This is a genomic window from Streptomyces lusitanus (assembly GCF_042647945.1).
Lineage (GTDB): Bacteria > Actinomycetota > Actinomycetes > Streptomycetales > Streptomycetaceae > Streptomyces > Streptomyces pseudogriseolus.
On sequence record NZ_JBHRWL010000006.1, the window covers coordinates 356,935 to 372,132 of the forward strand.

13 protein-coding genes are annotated in these 15,198 nt (G+C 71.4%); 6 read left to right on the forward strand and 7 right to left on the reverse strand.

The features are described 5' to 3' along the window. Nucleotides 1-23: 23 nt before the first annotated feature. Together ACFOSY_RS11095 and ACFOSY_RS11100 are read right to left on the reverse strand one after the other, a co-directional pair. The gene (locus tag ACFOSY_RS11095; protein WP_394306589.1) at nucleotides 24-1,853 is read right to left on the reverse strand and encodes an acyltransferase domain-containing protein; all 1,830 of its coding nucleotides are present in this window, start codon (nucleotides 1,851-1,853) and stop codon (nucleotides 24-26) included. A gap of 121 nt (nucleotides 1,854-1,974) precedes the next feature. Continuing rightward, entirely contained in the window at nucleotides 1,975-3,339 is a 1,365-nt protein-coding gene (locus ACFOSY_RS11100) for an NAD(P)/FAD-dependent oxidoreductase (RefSeq protein WP_394306590.1), read from the reverse strand. A gap of 371 nt (nucleotides 3,340-3,710) precedes the next feature. On the opposite strand from ACFOSY_RS11100, the gene ACFOSY_RS11105 reads away from it, so the two are divergent. The 3 genes from ACFOSY_RS11105 to ACFOSY_RS11115 all read left to right on the forward strand — a co-directional run bounded on the left by ACFOSY_RS11105 (nucleotide 3,711) and on the right by ACFOSY_RS11115 (nucleotide 6,293). Continuing rightward, on the forward strand, nucleotides 3,711-4,202 hold the full coding sequence (locus ACFOSY_RS11105) for an FABP family protein (protein WP_394306591.1): 492 nt from the start codon (nucleotides 3,711-3,713) through the stop codon (nucleotides 4,200-4,202). Nucleotides 4,203-4,216: 14 nt separating this feature from the next. Then, nucleotides 4,217-4,930, forward strand: coding sequence for a 4'-phosphopantetheinyl transferase family protein (locus ACFOSY_RS11110; RefSeq protein ID WP_394306592.1), 714 nt, complete (start codon nucleotides 4,217-4,219; stop codon nucleotides 4,928-4,930). A 460-nt stretch (nucleotides 4,931-5,390) separates the two neighbouring features. Next, the gene (locus ACFOSY_RS11115; protein ID WP_394306593.1) at nucleotides 5,391-6,293 is read left to right on the forward strand and encodes an IclR family transcriptional regulator; all 903 of its coding nucleotides are present in this window, start codon (nucleotides 5,391-5,393) and stop codon (nucleotides 6,291-6,293) included. 74 nt (nucleotides 6,294-6,367) lie between these two features. Here ACFOSY_RS11115 and ACFOSY_RS11120 read toward each other — a convergent pair whose 3' ends face one another. Next, nucleotides 6,368-7,606, reverse strand: a complete 1,239-nt coding sequence (locus ACFOSY_RS11120; RefSeq protein ID WP_394306594.1) for an MFS transporter — start codon at nucleotides 7,604-7,606, stop codon at nucleotides 6,368-6,370. A gap of 133 nt (nucleotides 7,607-7,739) precedes the next feature. Between ACFOSY_RS11120 and ACFOSY_RS11125 the strand changes: the two genes are divergently transcribed. After that, a complete protein-coding gene (locus ACFOSY_RS11125; protein ID WP_394306595.1) occupies nucleotides 7,740-8,345 on the forward strand; it encodes a CGNR zinc finger domain-containing protein in 606 nt (201 codons plus the stop codon). Nucleotides 8,346-8,470: 125 nt separating this feature from the next. Here the strand turns inward: ACFOSY_RS11125 and ACFOSY_RS11130 are convergent, their stop codons facing one another. Beyond that, the gene (locus ACFOSY_RS11130; protein ID WP_394306596.1) at nucleotides 8,471-9,799 is read right to left on the reverse strand and encodes a class I SAM-dependent RNA methyltransferase; all 1,329 of its coding nucleotides are present in this window, start codon (nucleotides 9,797-9,799) and stop codon (nucleotides 8,471-8,473) included. Nucleotides 9,800-9,868: 69 nt separating this feature from the next. Further along, nucleotides 9,869-11,914, reverse strand: coding sequence for an APC family permease (locus tag ACFOSY_RS11135; protein WP_394306597.1), 2,046 nt, complete (start codon nucleotides 11,912-11,914; stop codon nucleotides 9,869-9,871). A 651-nt stretch (nucleotides 11,915-12,565) separates the two neighbouring features. On the opposite strand from ACFOSY_RS11135, the gene ACFOSY_RS11140 reads away from it, so the two are divergent. Then, complete coding sequence (locus tag ACFOSY_RS11140; protein ID WP_394306598.1) at nucleotides 12,566-13,240, forward strand: potassium channel family protein; 675 nt, start codon at nucleotides 12,566-12,568, stop codon at nucleotides 13,238-13,240. Further along, complete coding sequence (locus ACFOSY_RS11145; protein ID WP_394306599.1) at nucleotides 13,237-13,905, forward strand: potassium channel family protein; 669 nt, start codon at nucleotides 13,237-13,239, stop codon at nucleotides 13,903-13,905. Before ACFOSY_RS11140 ends, ACFOSY_RS11145 begins: the two co-directional genes overlap by 4 nt. An 80-nt stretch (nucleotides 13,906-13,985) precedes the next feature. Here the strand turns inward: ACFOSY_RS11145 and ACFOSY_RS11150 are convergent, their stop codons facing one another. Continuing rightward, nucleotides 13,986-14,759, reverse strand: coding sequence for a DUF3159 domain-containing protein (locus ACFOSY_RS11150; protein WP_394306600.1), 774 nt, complete (start codon nucleotides 14,757-14,759; stop codon nucleotides 13,986-13,988). Nucleotides 14,760-14,762: 3 nt separating this feature from the next. Next, on the reverse strand, nucleotides 14,763-15,161 hold the full coding sequence (locus ACFOSY_RS11155; protein WP_394306601.1) for an OB-fold nucleic acid binding domain-containing protein: 399 nt from the start codon (nucleotides 15,159-15,161) through the stop codon (nucleotides 14,763-14,765). Nucleotides 15,162-15,198: the final 37 nt, after the last annotated feature.

The window sequence follows — 15,198 nt, forward strand, 5'->3', positions numbered from 1 at the left end:
CGTCGTCCCCCCGGTCCGCCCGCTCACGCCGCGGCGCCCTGGAGCCGGCGGCCGTTCAGTTCCTGGTGGATGAGGTCGGCGACCTTGTCGAGCGTCTCGTGGTCCGCCAGCCGGAAGTCCGCACCCCGCGGCTCCAGCCCGAAGTGCTCCGACGCCCGCGACAGCAGCTCCACCTGCTTCACCGAGTCCACACCCAGCTCCGCCTCCAGCAGCACACCCGGCGTGAACACCTCCTCCGGATACTCCAACGCCCGCGCATACAACCCCCGCACGGTCGCGAACACCTCCTCCCGCCCCGGAACCTCCACGGAGGCAGCCGGCCCCGCACCGGTGTCCGGCGCCTCGGTCCCGACGGCGCCGCGCCGAGTGCCGAGTTCCTGGTGGATGAGGTCGGCGACCTTGTCGAGCGTCTCGTGGTCCGCCAGCCGGAAGTCCGCACCCCGCGGCTCCAGCCCGAAGTGCTCCGACGCCCGCGACAGCAGCTCCACCTGCTTCACCGAGTCCACACCCAGCTCCGCCTCCAGCAGCACACCCGGCGTGAACACCTCCTCCGGATACTCCAACGCCCGCGCATACAACCCCCGCACGGTCGCGAACACCTCCTCCCGCCCCGGAACCTCCACGGAGGCAGCCGGCCGCGCACCGGTGTCCGGCGCCTCGGCCGCGCCGTCCGTGCCTGCGGGCTCGGCCGTACCGGCCGGCTCGTTCTGCGGCGCGGTACGGAAGTCCGACAGCCGCCGGCTCACCAGGGCGGTGATCTCGTGGCCGGTCGTGGTCCAGAAGGTGGAGAACTCGGCGGCGGTCAGCTCGGGGGCCAGGTACTGGCGCAGGGAGTCCAGTCCGTCACCGGCCGACAGGCCCGCCCGCCGCAGCTCGGCCAGGGTGTCGGCCAGCCGCAGGGTGTTGCCGCGGCCCACGGACAGCGTGGACAGCGAGGTGACGTCGTCCGGGCCGCCCAGCACCTTGGGCACCAGCGAGGTGAGGGTGGCGCGTCCGCCGGCCTCCACGAAGACGCGCGCGCCGCGCTCGTGGAGGAGGGTGACGGCCGAGGAGAACCGCACGGGCAGGGTGAAGTGGTCGGCCAGCCGGTCGCCGAGGCTCTCGTCCGGGTCGTAGAAGCGCTGAAGGATCGGTGAGTACACGGGCACGCTCAGCGGGCCGCGCGGCAGGTCCCGTACGGCGGCGGCGAAGTCGGGTGCCACGGAGGCGAGTGACGGGTTGTGGAACGCGAACGCGGCGTCCAGTTCGGCGCAGCCGATCCTGAGCTGCTCGGCGACGGCCTTGACCTGGCCGATGGCCTCGCGGGGGCCGCTCAGCACGGTCTGGGTGGCGTGGTTCTCGGTGGCGACGGCGAGACGGTCGTTCTCCACGAGCGCGATCAGATGCCGGGCGCGGGAGGGTGCGGCGGCCAGCGCGATCATCGCCCCGCTGCCCCCGTCCAGCCCGGCGATGGCGGCGGTGCGGCGCAGTACGATCCGGGCGCCGTCCTCGACGGAGTAGCCGCCCGCGGCGACCAGCGCCGTGATTTCGCCGAGGCTGTGGCCGACGAGGGCGGAGGGCCGTACTCCGTGCTCCGTGAGCACGCGGTGGGCCGCGAGACCGGACGCGTAGATGGCGAGCTGGGACACCCAGGGCTCGTCCCTCAGCAGGTCGGTCAGTTCCACCGGTGTGTCGCACAACAGTGTCGCGGACAGTTCCCGGCCGTGGATCTGCCGGGTCACGGTGTCGATCCGTTCGAAGACGGCCCGCACCTGCGGGTAGCCGTCGGCCGCGCGTGTGAGCGCGACACCGTCGAAGCCGCCTTGGCCGGGGAAGAGAAGAACGGGGCCGGCATACTGCTGCGTACCGGGCATGGTGGGAATTCCTCCAGAACAAGGTGTCACGGGCTGTGCTCCGAGCAGCCGCACAACGGCGTCGGTGCGCGGGCGTGTCATCGGGGATGGCGAAGGGCCGGTGGTCGTACCGGGGCGTGGCTCAGGCGGCCGTGCGCAGGAGAAGCTCGCCCATGAGACCGAGCCGGGACGCCAGCAGCCGGTCGGCGAGCCGGGCCGTGGCCTCGGGCCGGCCGGGGACGGCGTACAGCAGCCAGCGCAGCATGCGGATGGTGTGCGGCAGTCCGCCCTCTTCGTCGAGATAGTCGAACAGTTCGCGGAAGCTGCGGCGGGAGTAGAACTCCTCCGGCGGGACGACCGCGGCGAACAGTCCGATCATGGTGCGCGCGTGCCAGGGGCTGCGGCTCATCGCCTCGATGAGCGCCCGCTCCTCCCGCGTGTGGTCGAGGATGCGCGCGTAGTCCCGGGTGTAGTCGTAGTGGTCGCGGACGAGCGCGTCCCGGGCTCGGGCGTACGCCGCCAGCTCCAGGTCCAGGCCTCGGCCGCCGGACAGGCCCCGGTGCACGGCGTTCGCGAGGAGTTCGGCGCCGAGCACGGCGTGGGTGATGCCGGACGCGGTGATCGGGTCGCGGGTGGCGGAGGCGTCGCCGACGAGGGCCCAGCCCGGACCGTGCGGCGAGCGGAGGAAGTTGGGGACGGAACCGGTGAGCCAGCGACCGGCCCGCCGGCCCGCCCGGACCTCTTCGGCGAACTCCGGGTCCACGTCGGCCAGGGCGGCGATGACCGTGCGGTCGGCCGCCTCGTCACTGCCCGGCGCGGGGAAGTCCGCCGTGGGCCAGGCCACTCCCACGATGGACAGGCCGTCGTGGGTGGGCCAGGTGAAGGGGTGGCGGCGGTTCTTGCGGTAGGTGCGGACCAGCGAGGGCTGCGCCGGCCCCTCCCAGTACGTCCACAGGCTCTTGCTCAGCACCGGTTCGGCGCGGTACCGGCCGACCCCGGCCAGCCGGGCCACCTTGGAGTTCTTGCCGTCGGCGCCGATGACGACGGTGCCCTTCTCCTGGAAGCGGCCCAAGCCCTTGGCCGTGCCCGCGATCCCCACGACGGTGCCGTCGGCGTCGCGCAGCAGCTCCTGGACGGAGGTCTCCTCGCGCACTTCGGCACCGGCGTCGGCCGCGCAGCGCACCAAGGCCTCGTCCAGTGCGACCCGGGGAGGCGACAGCGCGTAGTCCACGTCCTCGACGGCGGGCAGCGGGGCCTCCAGCCGGACGGGGCCGCTCTCCAGGCGGTAGCGACTGATCCGCGGGATCGTCGGATCGCCGAGCCGGTCGAGCACCCCCCACCGGGTGAGCCGCTGGACGCCCGGCGGGTGGATGAGGTTCGTGGACGACGACGTCGGGCTGGGAAAACGCGCCCGGTCGACCAGCAGCACCCGGTGGCCGAGCCGCGCCAGCAGCAGAGCCGTGGATGCGCCGGATATTCGTGCGCCTACAACAATGGCGTCGTACACGAAAGCCCCCGTCCACGAATGAAGATCTCCGGATGGAAATCCGGCTCGGCCAGCGTAACAAGACACCCCGAGTATTCGTCAATCATTTTCTGACCGGCCCCTCACCTGCGCTTTCTCGCCTCCCGAGAAAACTCGAACCGATTTCTCGGCGGATGAGAAATATCGTCGACCGTCACCCGGCGCCCGGTTTCTCGTGTGCCGAGAAAGAGGCGGTTGCCGGGGAAACTCGGCTCGCATTCCGCTACGCTGCTCCGGGTAGGACTGATTCCGGTTGCAGCTGATTCCGGTACCGCCGGTACCGGCGAACACGGCGGAGTGAGTAAAAATTGGGTTACACGCAAGCCTTTTTCCCTGACAGCCACGTCGTGGGCGTGGGCCCGGAACCGCATCCGTGGATCGCGCCCGCCCTCCCCCTGCTCGGCATGTGGCGCGGGTCCGGCACCGGTGGATACGCCACTCTGGCCGACGGCTTCTCCTACGAGCAGGAGATCACCTTCAGCCACGACGGCCGGCCCTTCCTGCGGTACGAGGCGCGCGCCTGGCTGACCGACAGCGAGGGCCGGCCGGACCGCCCGTCGGGACGCGAGACCGGCTGGTGGCGGATCGGCGCCGATGGCTATCTCGAGGCGGTGGTCGCCCATCCCATCGGGATCGCCACCACGTACGTCGGCCGGATCTCGGGCGACGAGATCGAGATGGCGTCGCGGGACACGGTCGTCACCCCGCTCGCGAAGGAGGTCACCGCGTCCCGGCGCCGCCTCACGCTGCGGGAGGACGAGCTGACGGTCGTGACGGAGGTGCAGGCGGTCGGGCAGCCGCTCCAGCAGCACCTGTCGGCCCGCTTGCGGCGCCTGCCCGGTTGACCGGGGCCGGTCACGTGGAACTGTGGTGGTGGCGGCACGGCACACCGGCGCCCGAGGGCTTCACCGAGCTGCTGGACGCGCCGGAACGCGCGCGGGCCGCCGCCTTCCGCTTCCCGGCGCACCGCGCCCGGTTCATCCGGGCGCGGGCCCTGACCAAGCGGATCGTGGGTACCACCGCCGGGGTGCCCGCCCGGGACGTACGGCTGATCCGGGAGCCGTGTCCCTGCTGCGGCGGCACCGGACACGGGCCATTGGTGGCGGAACTCGCGGACGGCGCGATGCACCTCAGCCTCTCGCACAGCGAGGAGTACTCGGCCCTGCTGTTGTCGCCACGCCATCCGGTGGGCCTCGACATCGAACTGCTGCGGCCGATGCCCGTGGACGTGCTCGCGCCGACGACGCTGAGCGCGGACGAGCTGGCCTACGTGGCCGAGGAGCCTGCCGGCCGACGCCGTTGGCTCGCCTACCTGCGCTGCTGGACACGGAAGGAAGCCGTCCTCAAGGCGGTGGGCACCGGGGTCGTGGGCGACCTGACCGAGCTGGACGTGCGGCCGCGCGAACGGACGGCGCGCGTCTCGCGCGGCACGGGGCGGCGTGGGGGCGACTGGCGGGTCAGCGACCTCCTGCCGGCCCCCGGCCTCCTGGCGGCGGTGGCCCGGCCGGCCGGCGGGCCGGACGAGCCCGTCATGACACACCGGGCCGACGCGGAGCCGAACGGGCCGATCTGACACCTGGCCATCCGGACCGACCGGCTCGGTGGCTTGGATCCGCCCCCTCGCACGCCAGTCGGATCCTGCGTCCCGTTTCTGATGGGGCAACGGTCGACGGTCCGCGCCGGGACGGAGCACACGGCACGGCAAAATTCAGCCGAATCCGTTAGAGAGTGAAGCCCGTCACACTCCCGCCCGCCAGGTCAATATACCGTCCACCGAAACGCACGTAACTCGCCTGCGGCAGGTACGGGAAACCATCCCACCAGCACCGCAAGTAGTTGCACAAAGAACCAACGGGGGCTGTGCATGCATTTCTCGCCATCGACAACCCATTTGACGGCACCAGGGCCGGACACATATCGCCCACGTCAGCTTCTCGCGCGAAGGCACTCGTCCAACCGTCACTGAAGTCACGCGGTGACTCCGACGCCCGCCGACCGCATTCCCCCCATCTTCTGTGTCGAGAGGTCATACCGTGCGCCACGGTGCCATCCATCAGTCCGGTGTCACACGGACCCCATTTCCTACCCCTCAGCAAAATAAATTCAAAAACCAGCCCAAGAATACGTCGCACACCGCCGGGTCGAGCCACGCCGAGCGCGTCTTCCGCGTGCAGCACGCCTTCACCCAGCTGGGCGGCGAGGTGCACGGACTCGCGGAACTGGCCCGGGCCTCCTCGCTGGACGACTCCACCGTCTACCGGATCCTGCGTTCCGGTATCGAGCAGGGCGCGTTCGTGCAGGTCGCCCGAGGCCGGTACCGGCTCGGCCCGGCCGCCGCGCGGCTCGGCACCCAGGCATTGACGCCCCGGCTGGACCACGACGCGCTGGGCGACTGTCTGGAACAACTGCGCCTCAGCGCCGACGGCGGGATGGTGTTCCTGTACGGCCTGACCAACCTGGGCCACCCTCAGCGGCACTGCATCGACATGGCGGTGGGCGCCCACGACCTGACCGAACTGGGGATGTCTCCGCGGGAGATCATGCGGGTCAACCGCTCGCTGCGGATCGGCGCCTCGGGCCGGGCGATCCTCGCCCACCTCTCCGAGAACCTCCAACACCGCGTGCTCGCGGAGCAGTTGCCCGCGACCGTGGGACCGGGCGTGTACCGGGACCGCGGTCAACTGCTCGTCTCCCTCGCGGAGATCCGGGTCAAGGGTTACGCGCTCGGCTTCCAGGAGTGCGCGCGCGGCTGGGACTCCTTCGCCTCTCCCGTGCTGTGGGACGGCACCGTGCTGGGCTCGCTCGTCCTGCTGAAGCCGGCCCACCAGTCGGCAGCCACCCGTGACCGCTGTGTGCTGGCCGTCAGGTCCGCGACGGCCGAGGTGAGCCAGCTGATCGGAGTGCTGGAACCGCAGCCGCGCGGCCGGATCGCCTGACCCACGGCTCCGCGCGGGGGCTTCGCACGGCACCGTCGCCCGGTCCGTGCGGGGCCCCCGCGCCTTCGGTCGGGTCAGCGCGCCGCGATGGCCCGCCCCTCGGCCGGAGTGTCACCGCCGTCCGCCTCCGCCTCCGCCTGTCGCTGCTTCCGCCTGATCAGCAGGTGCCCCGCCTCACCGATCAGCAGGCCCGCGACGACGATCGCGGCGGAAGGCACACCCAGGTAGCGCATCTCGACGTCGTGGTCGAGGAGGAAGCTCCCGACCACCGGGGCGAGCGAGACACCGACGTAGTTCGCCGAGGAACTGAGGGAGATGGACATCTGCGCGACCGCGGGGTTCACCCCGGCGAGCCGGTGCTGGATCGGGACGAGCATCGCCCATCCGCAAGCGCCCCACAGCATCGCGGCGACGAACGCGGTCGCCAGGTGCCGGCTGCTCCACGGGGTGGTGGCGAAGACGGCGACCGCGATGACACCGGCCGTGTTGATCACGACACGGTTGCCGTACTTGTCGGTCAGGCGTCCGGCGGTCATGTTGCCGACGACGGCCGCGATGCCCCAGGCGAACAGCAGCCAGGCCAGGGTCCGGCCGTTGCCGTCCGTGGCCGGGGCGAAGATCTGGCTGACGTAGGTGTACAGGACGAACAGGCCGCTGTAGCCGACCAGGACCAGGAGCAGCGTCAGGGCGATCCGGAGATCGGTGACGGGCGACAGACGCTGCTTCAGCGTCACCGCCGGCGGGCTGGGCACGGAGGGCAGGGCCACCGAGACGGCGATCGCGGCCACCAGACCGACCGCCGCGACGAAGATCATGGTGCCGCGCCAGTCGGTGAATCCGCTGATCGCGGTACCGATGGGGGAACCGAGGGCGGTGGCCGCGCTCAGCCCGCCGAACAGGATGGACAGGGCGGTGCCCCGCCGCTCCGGCCCGGCGAGCGCGACGACGACGCCGGCCGCGGTGGGTGTGAACATGGCACCGCCGAGCGCGGCCATCACCCGGAAGCCCAGCGCCACCTCGAACCCGGACGCGAGCCCGGTGCCGATGTTGCCCGCGATGAACACCAGCAGCCCGCCGATCAGCAGCAGCCTGCGCGGCACCCGGGCGGCCACCGCCGCCACGACGGGCGAGAGGATGGCGTAGGACAGCGCATAGGCCGTGATCAGCTCGGCGCTGGTGGGCACGTCGACGTCGAGGTCCTTGGCCACGCTGGGCAGGATGCCGGCGACCACGAAGCTGTCCGTCCCGATGGCGAACATGCCGATGGCCAGCGTGACGAACCGCCAAGTAAGGCCTTTGTCTGGTTTTTCCACGGGGATCCCCATCGTTGACAACGGAACCAGGGGTGACTGGAGAACGCGACTAACGGAAACGTCAAGTCTTTACCGTTAGGCATCGCGACCCTATCCCAGCCTCACGGAAACTCTCAAGTGCTAGCGTTAGGTCATGGACGCTGCCGAATCCTCCACCGCGACGGCCCCGCCGCAGGCTCCCGGCGAGGACCGCCACGGCGCTCTGGCACTGGTCAACACCGAGTTCAGCCGGCCGAACGGCCCCTATGACGGACTGCGCGACACCGAGAGCGCCGCCGCCTGGCTGAACAACCGGGGACTGCTCCCCTCCGGGACGCCGGTCGCCACCCGGGAACTGGAACGGCTGATCGAACTCCGGCGCTCACTGCGGGAGTTGCTCGACGCCCACCTGAGCGGCGGGACCCCCGCCCCGACCGCCCTTTCCACGCTCAACACCACCCTCGCGGCGGCCCCCGCCGTCCACGAGATCCACTGGGAACACACCGGCCCGGTCGCGGTCGTCCGCCGACCGGCCGGCGACCCCGTCGGCGCGGCCCTCACCGCGCTGGCCGAGAACGCCGTGGAACTTCTGACCGGCCCCCCGAGCGGCCGCCTCTCCACCTGCGGGGCTCCCGGCTGCACCCGCCTCTTCGTCCGCACCCACGGCGCCCGCCGCTGGTGCTCGGACCGCTGCGGCAACCGCGTCCGCGCGGCCCGCCACTACACCGACCACCGCACCACCCGAGGCCGCACGACCTGACCGACGGCTCGTACTCGCGCGCTGCAAGGGCCACGGTCCGCGACCACGCATCTCTGTCAGGCGGGTTGCCGCGCTGGTCAAGCCATGTGAGTCGGCGTGGTCGCAGAGGCCCGGTCGGGAGAAGGTCAGGCGCCCTTGGCCGCCGGCTCCAGGATCGCCACGCACTCCACGTGATGCGTCATCGGGAACAGGTCGAACACCCGCAGCGTCCGCACCCTGTACCCCCCGTCCCTGAAGTACGCGAGGTCGCGGGCCAGGGCGGCCGGGTCGCAGGCCACGTAGGCGATGCGGCGGGCGCGCAGGGACGTGAGGTGCTCGACCGTCTTGCGGCCGGCCCCCGCGCGGGGCGGGTCGAGGACGACCAGGTCGACCTCGGTGATGCCGGTGCGGGGCAGCACCGACTCGACCTTGCCCTGCTCGATCCGCACGCGCGGGAACTCCGCCAGGTTGTGCCGGGCGTCCTCCACCGCGCGCTTGCCGGACTCGATGCCCAGCACCGCGCCCTGCTCGCCGACCCGGTCGGCCAGCGCACCCGCGAACAGGCCCACGCCGCAGTACAGGTCGAGCGCCATGTCGCCCTTGCGCGGCAGCAGGCCCTGCATGACCGCGGTGACGAGGGTGTCGGCGGCCTTCGGGTGGACCTGCCAGAAGCCGCCGTTGCCGACGCGGTGGGTGCGGCCGTCGGCGCGCTCGCGGACGAAGGGGCGGCCGTGCACCCGGTGCACCTGCCCGTTGCGTTCGTCGATGCGCAGCACCGAGAGGGGGCGGTCCAGCTCGACCAGCGGCAGGCGGGCGCCGGGCTTCGGCGTCAGGACGACCTGGCGGTCCTGGGAGCCGGTCGCGGCGATCGCCTCCACCGAGTCCATGCCGGTCCAGTCCCGCTTCTCGATGCCCAGCTCGCTGACGCCCTCCGCGGCGATCATGCAGTGGTCGATCGGCTCGACCTCGTGCGAGCGGTGCCGGCGCAGACCCGCGCGGCCGTCCGCGGTCACCGCGTACTGCACACGGGTGCGCCAGGACGGGACCTGGCCCGCGGGCACCTTGTCGCCCTCGGCGGGCATCACCGTGCCGTCCCAGCCGGCCTCCTCGGGCGTCAGCCCGGCCAGCCGCTGGAGCTGCTCGGCGACGACCTCGCCCTTGAGCCGCCGCTGCGCGCCCGGCTTGGCGTGCTGCCAGTCGCAGCCGCCGCAGCGGCCGGGGCCGGCGAACGGGCAGGGCGCGTCGATGCGGTCCTTGGACGCCTCCAGCACCGTCACCGCGTCGGCGCGCAGGAACCGCGCGCCCTCCTCGCCCTCGGTGACGCGGGCGACGACGCGCTCGCCGGGCAGGGCGTGGCGGACGAAGAGGACCTGCCCCTCGGACGTACGGGCGATGCAGTGGCCGCCGTGGGCGACGGGGCCGATCTCGACCTCGTACTCCTCCCCCACCAGTGATTTCCTCGGTTCTGCCTGCATGGCGGGGTGACTCCACAACATCGGGTACGGGCGGGCGGGCCTGGCGGCCCGGGACAACAGCCCACCAGTCTACGTGCGCGGCGGGGTGTCCTTCGCCCGCTCCGCCGGTCCCCTGCGCGCCGAGCCGGGCGCGGCCCAGTCCTGCCGCCTGCGGGCGCGCAGCTTGGCGGCCTCGGAGGACTCCAGCTGGTACGGCACCGAGGTGACCATCACACCCGGTGTGAACAGCAGCCGGCCCTTGAGCCGCAGGGCGCTCTGGTTGTGCAGGAAGTGCTCGTACCAGTGGCCGACCACGTACTCGGGGATGATCACGGACACCACGTCCCGCGGCGACTGCGCGCGCAGGCTCTTGACGTACTCGATCACCGGACGGGTGACCTCCCGGTACGGGGAGTCGAGCACCTTCAGGGGGACGTCGATGCCGCGCCGCTCCCACTCCTCGCGCAGCGCCCTGGTCTCGTCGGCGTCGACGTTGACGCTGAGCGCCTCCAGGGTGTCGGAGCGCAGCAGCCTGGCGTAGGCGAGGGCGCGCAGGGTGGGGCGGTGCACCTTGGAGATCAGCACGACGGAGTGGACGCGGGACGGCCGTACGGTGTCCTCGCTCGGGGCGTCCGGCGCGGCGATCTCCTCGGCGACCCGGTCGTAGTGGCGGCGGATCGCGGTCATGGTCGCGTAGAAGATGCACATGCCGAGCAGCGCGACCCAGGCGCCGTGGGTGAACTTGGTGAGCAGCACGACGACCAGCACCAGGCCGGTGAAGAAGGCGCCGAAGGCGTTGATGGCCCGGGAGCGGACCATGTGGCGGCGCGCGGCCGGGTCCTTCTCGACGGCGAGCAGCCGGTTCCAGTGCCGGACCATGCCGATCTGGCTGAGCGTGAAGGACACGAACACGCCGACGATGTACAGCTGGATCAGCCGGGTCGAGTCGGCGCCGTAGATCCACACCAGCAGTACGGCGGCGCCCGCCAGCAGCACGATGCCGTTGGAGAAGGCGAGGCGGTCGCCGCGCGTGTGCAGCTGGCGCGGCAGGTAGCGGTCCTGGGCGAGGATCGCGCCGAGCAGCGGGAAGCCGTTGTACGCGGTGTTCGCGGCGAGGAACAGCACCAGCGCGGTGGCGGCGGCGAGGACGACGAACAGGAAGCTGTCGTGTCCGAAGACGGCCTCCGCGACCTGGGAGATCACCGGGTTCTGCACGTAGTCCGGGCCGAGCGGGACGCCGTCGTGGACCAGGTCCTTGGCGGGGTTCTCGGCCATGCGGACGTCGGTGGCTGCGGCCAGCGCGATGATGCCGCAGAACATGGTGACGGCGAGCAGGCCCATCAGGGCGAGGGTGGTCGCCGCGTTGCGCGACTTCGGCTTGCGGAATCCGGGGACGCCGTTGGAGATCGCCTCGACGCCGGTGAGCGCGGCGCAGCCGGAGGAGAAGGCGCGCAGCAGCAGGAAGACGAGGGCGAAGCCGGCCAGTCCCGGGTGCTCGGGTTTGATCTCGAAGTCGGCGGTCGGCGCGCGCATGTCGTCGCCGAGGACGACCCCGCGGAAGGCGCCCCACGCGATCATCAGGAACACGCCGGCGACGAAGACGTAGGTGGGGATCGCGAAGAGTGTGCCGGACTCCCGGACCCCGCGCAGGTTCATCAGCGTCAGCAGCACGATCACGCCGATCGCGCAGGCCACCTTGTTCTCGACGACGAACGGGATCGCCGAGCCGAGGTTCTCGATGCCGGAGGAGATCGACACGGCCACGGTGAGCACGTAGTCGACGAGCAGGGCGCTCGCGACGGTCAGGCCGGCCTTCGGTCCGAGGTTGGTGGTGGCCACCTCGTAGTCGCCGCCGCCGCTGGGGTACGCGTGCACGTTCTGCCGGTAGGAGGCGACCACGGTGAACATCAGCACGACGACCGCTACGGCGATCCAGGGGCTGAAGTGGTACGCCGACAGGCCAGCGATGGACAGGACCAGCAGCACCTCGCCGGGCGCGTACGCCACGGAGGACAGCGGGTCGGAGGCGAAGACGGGGAGTGCGACGCGCTTCGGCAGGAGCGTTTCGCCCAGCCGGTCGCTGCGTAGGGCGCGCCCGATGAGGATGCGTTTGGGCACGTCGGTCAGTTTGGACACAAGTGAGGATCGTAGGCCGTGCGGCGACGAGTGGCGCACCCGCCACCCCAGATCCATACGGCATCCATACGGCCGCTGCCCTCCGGGTGAAAAGTCGGGGCGCCGGGGTGCGTATTGCGCAGGTCGGGGGATTCCCATGCCTGTACGACCACATGCCCGGCCGTTGTCGCCACGCCTCGTGGAGGGTCCCATGCACACGACCGCAGAACTGATCGGAGCGGCGGCCGGCCTCGTCGTCCTCGGCGTCCTGGCGATCGCCAGCGTGCGGAGTATCACTCGACGCTAGAGGGCGGGCGCCTCTGCGGCACGCGGCGGTTCGGGCGCGGTCGGGTGCGGTCGGGTGCGGGCCGTCGGGGGTTGCTCGCACAGTTCCCCGCGCCCCTATGGGGCGCGTTCACCGCAGCACCCGTAGGGGCGAGGGGAACCGCGGGTCCGGGGGCCGGGCTCACGGAACACCCCCGCCGCGCCCGCGTACCGTCGGTTACGGCGGGCAGAGGCGCCCCCGAGGGGCGTCAGGGGCGGCGGACCCCGGCATGATGTTGCCTGGCGGCCGCCAACCGGCCGCGACGTGTTGCCTGGCGAGCCGAAAGAGAGACATGAGCACGAAGGTCATGAAGGTCGCACGGCCTGCAGGAAGCGCGGTGTAACGCGATGCATATTGTCATCATGGGCTGCGGCAGGGTGGGTTCCGCCCTGGCCCAGGCCCTGGAGGAACAAGGGCACACGATCGCCGTGGTCGACCAGGACCCGACCGCGTTCCGCCGGCTGGGCTCCTCGTTCGGCGGCCGCCGGGTCACGGGGGTCGGCTTCGACCAGGACACCCTGCGCGAGGCCGGCATCGAGGACGCCGGCGCCTTCGCCGCCGTGTCCAGCGGCGACAACTCCAACATCATCGCCGCCCGGGTGGCCCGCGAGATGTTCGGCATCGAGAACGTCGCGGCCCGCATCTACGACCCCCGCCGCGCGGAGGTCTACCAGCGCCTGGGCATCCCCACCGTGGCCACCGTCCGCTGGACGGCCGACCAGATGCTGCGCCGGCTGCTCCCCTCGGGCGCGGAGCCGCTGTGGCGCGACCCCACCGGCGGGGTCCAGCTCGCCGAGGTGCACACCTCCGCGGCGTGGGTGGGGCACCGCATCTCCCGGCTGCAGGACGAGACGGGCGTGCGGGTCGCGTTCCTCACGCGGCTCGGGGAGGCCATCCTGCCCAGCTCGCAGACGGTGCTGCAGGAGGGCGACCTGGTGCACGTGATGATGCGCACGGACGAGATCGACCGGGTCGAGGCGGCCTTCGCCAAGGGACCCGAAGAGGAGGGCGGTCGCTCATGAGGGTCGCCATTGCCGGAGCCGGCGCGGTCGGCCGCTCGATCGCGGGAGAGCTGCTGGAGAACGGCCACGAGGTCCTGCTGATCGACAAGGCGCCGACCGCGATCTCGGTGGAGCGCGTCCCGCAGGCGGAGTGGCTGCTCGCCGACGCCTGCGAGATCACGTCCCTGGACGAGGCGGCGCTCCAGCGCTGCAACGTCGTGATCGCCGCGACCGGTGACGACAAGGTCAACCTGGTCGTGTCGCTGCTCGCCAAGACCGAGTACGGCGTGCCCCGCGTCGTCGCCCGGGTGAACAACCCGAAGAACGAGTGGCTGTTCAACGAGTCCTGGGGCGTGGACGTCGCCGTCTCCACCCCGCGGCTGATGTCGGCGCTGGTGGAGGAGGCGGTGAGCGTCGGCGACCTGGTCCGGCTGCTGCGCTTCAGCCATGGCGACGCCAACCTGGTGGAGCTGACCCTGCCGGAGGAGTCGGCGCTGGCCGGCACCCAGGTCGGGGACGTGCAGTGGCCGCAGGACACCTCGCTGGTCACGATCATCCGCGGCACGCGGGTGCTGACCCCGACCCGCGAGGACTCCCTGGAGGCCGGCGACGAGCTGCTCTTCGTGGCCGCGCCGGCCCGTGAGGAGCAGCTGGAGGACCTGCTCTCGGTCCGCAAGGAGTCGTAGCGGCAGCCGGCGGCCGTACGCCGGCACACGTGAGGGGCGCCCGGAGTGATCCGGGCGCCCCTCACGTTCGTACGGGAGACTCAGCGGCGGCGGTGCCGGCCCGCCGGCGCGCCTTCGCTCTCCACCTCGGCGGCCGCGGCCTTCCGCTCCTCCTCGGCCCGCTCCTCCGCCTCCATCTCGGCGAAGACGTCGATCGGCGGCGGGGCCTTCGCCAGGAACACCCAGGTCAGGTAGACGGCGAGCAGGAACGGCGGGATCTTCAGCGCCACCAGCACCCAGCCGAGCTGGGTGGTGTCCGCCCACCAGTACAGCGGGAAGAGGATCGCGCACTTGGCGAGCAGGATCAGGCCCCAGGCCCAGCTGGCCTTGGTGTACGCCTTCTTGCGGCCCGGGTTCCTGGTGCGCCAGGAGAGGTTCTCCTTGAACACCGGGCCCAGCATCAGCCCGATCAGCGGCACGCCCGCCAGCGCCGTGACGATGTACGCCAGGGCCAGGCCCAGGGTGTAGAGCATGCCCGGCAGGTAGAAGTCCTTGGCGTTGCCGGTCATCATCGCGAAGACGACACCGAAGCCGACGCCGAAGACACCGCTGAAGGCGTGCTTGACGGTGTCCCGGCGCACCAGCCGGACCACGACCATGACCAGCGCCACACCGAGCGCGGCGAGCGCCGACATGTGCAGGTTCTTGTTGACCGTGTAGATGCTGACGAAGAGCAGCCCCGGCAGCACCGTCTCGACCATGCCCCGGACACCGCCGAACGCCTCGAACAGGGCGGCTTCCGTCACCGCCCGGGCGTCTTCCGCGGACGTGTCCGCGGATGTCTCTTCGGTTGTCGGCTTGTCGAGCGACGTCACCGGCTACTCCCGTCCGAGGGGTCTCAGTTCGTATTTCGGATTGAACAGCACCCGGCGACCACGGGTCATGGCGATCCGGCCCGATGCGATCAGCTTGCGCCCCGGCTCTATCCCCACGATGGAGCGCCTGCCGAGCCACACCACGTCCAGCGCGGCGGTTCCGTCGAACAGCTCGGCCTCCAGGGCGGGCACTCCCGCGCGCGGCCGCAGCGTGACCGTGCGCAAGGTACCAGTAACCGTAACGATCTCACGGTCCTGGCAGTCACCTATCCGCGTGCATCCGGCAGTCGCGGCGTCCTCGCGCAGCTCCTCCGACTCCAGGTCCTCCTGCGAGGACGAGAGCCGGTCGAGCATGCGGCGGAACCGGCCTGCCGGCTTCTCGGACCGAGGAACAGCACTCATATCTGAAGCGTACCGGGGTGGGCTGACGGTTACGTAC

What these genes read in the sequence shown, in the direction of transcription:
- ACFOSY_RS11095 (WP_394306589.1), bottom strand. Translation starts at nt 1,853, where the DNA reads ATGCCCGGTACGCAGCAGTATGCCGGCCCCGTTCTTCTCTTCCCCGGC.
- ACFOSY_RS11125 (WP_394306595.1), top strand. Translation starts at nt 7,740, where the DNA reads ATGGACGCTGCCGAATCCTCCACCGCGACGGCCCCGCCGCAGGCTCCC.
- ACFOSY_RS11130 (WP_394306596.1), bottom strand. Translation starts at nt 9,799, where the DNA reads ATGCAGGCAGAACCGAGGAAATCACTGGTGGGGGAGGAGTACGAGGTC.
- ACFOSY_RS11140 (WP_394306598.1), top strand. Translation starts at nt 12,566, where the DNA reads ATGCATATTGTCATCATGGGCTGCGGCAGGGTGGGTTCCGCCCTGGCC.
- ACFOSY_RS11145 (WP_394306599.1), top strand. Translation starts at nt 13,237, where the DNA reads ATGAGGGTCGCCATTGCCGGAGCCGGCGCGGTCGGCCGCTCGATCGCG.
- ACFOSY_RS11155 (WP_394306601.1), bottom strand. Translation starts at nt 15,161, where the DNA reads ATGAGTGCTGTTCCTCGGTCCGAGAAGCCGGCAGGCCGGTTCCGCCGC.